General features: G+C 64.0%; 1 pseudogene. It reads right to left on the bottom strand.

Annotated elements, in window-relative coordinates:
- Positions 1–21 precede the first annotated feature (21 nt).
- A pseudogene (locus DYL59_RS31270) lies at positions 22–1,298 on the bottom strand (penicillin acylase family protein); the annotation flags it as partial.

The raw sequence follows: 1,298 nt of genomic DNA on the forward strand, positions 1-1,298 counted from the left end.
TTTTGACCGGATTCCAAGCAGCTATCGGGCTGGCAGCAGTTTTAGGGTGCCACGGGTATTGGCCGTAACTTCTTCATCGGTGAAGTGCGCTTGTTCGTAGCCACCTTCGATATACGTCTGCGCCTGGTCCCCATAGTGCCGATCAAACGGCACCCCGCTTTGCCCCACCGGGTTGATGGTCAGTGCATGGGCTGCATCGGCGAAGTCGATCAGGCGCCGCGTCGAAGGGCCATAGGTCACCGGCCACGGCGCCGGGCCGATCATGGCGGACTGGTTATTCGGCACTTCATGGGTGCCCGGCGCAGGGAAGGGGCCGACGTTGAACACCTTATCCAACGGCTTTTGCATACCCAGCGGGTGGCCGTGGGTCAGGGTGTGGGCGTTGCCCCCATTGCCACTGGCTTGGGTCATCGCCGAAGGTGGCCTTGAGGTGTGCCAGGCTGTTGTCCCAGGCGAGCTTGACGGTTTCGCTGCGTTTGCCGTCCCACCAGGGCGAGTCCGGTGTGCCGGCCAGGCGCGGCAGGGCGGCGTCGATCACGCGGGTGCTGAGCAGGGTCTTGAACATGGCGTCACCCAGTTTAGGGTGGAAGGCCGCATCGGTCAGGTTGAACAGGAACTGGTTGAACAGCGTGGCGCTGGTGGAGTCCAGCGGGTAATCACCTTTCCAGGCAGCCAGTTGCTCCACCTGTTTCAACTGCGCCGGGTCCTTGACCACCTCGCGCAACACCGGCAACAGCGGCGCCAGCAGGCGTGGGCCAAAGGCGGTGGTGGTGCCGAGCTGCAAGGCCTGGCTGTTGTTCACGTCCCACTTCACGCTGTTGTCGCTCAATTGGCTGTTCAACTGCTGGCCACGGTCGGCCAGGTTGTAATAGCCGGGGATCTCCATGCCGGTGGGCGATACGGGCTGGGCGTTGGCCGACACCACATAACCGCGCGCCGGGTTCTCTTCCTGGGGGTTGGCGCTGAACGGGTAGAACCCCAGCTTGTCGGCCTGGGCGGTACTGCCGTCGAGGATAAACCTGGCGTTGACCCCCGCCGGGCGGATCGGCAACTGCGCCGCCGCCCACCAGCCGATATCGCCCTTGGCATTGGCCCACACAATGTTCAAGCCCGGCGCCGACACCTTGGCCGCTGCCGCACGGGCCTTGGCCAGGGTGTCGGCGCGGTTGAGCTGGTAGAAGCCTTCGAGGATCGGGTTCTGGGTATCAAGAAACGCCCACCACATGGCAATCGGTGTGTTGCCGGCGTTCTCGCCCAGCACGTCATTGATGATCGGGCCGTGGGGCGATTGGCGCAGG

Origin of the sequence: Pseudomonas kairouanensis, from assembly GCF_004682055.1 — a bacterium.
GTDB classification, from domain to species: domain Bacteria; phylum Pseudomonadota; class Gammaproteobacteria; order Pseudomonadales; family Pseudomonadaceae; genus Aquipseudomonas; species Aquipseudomonas kairouanensis.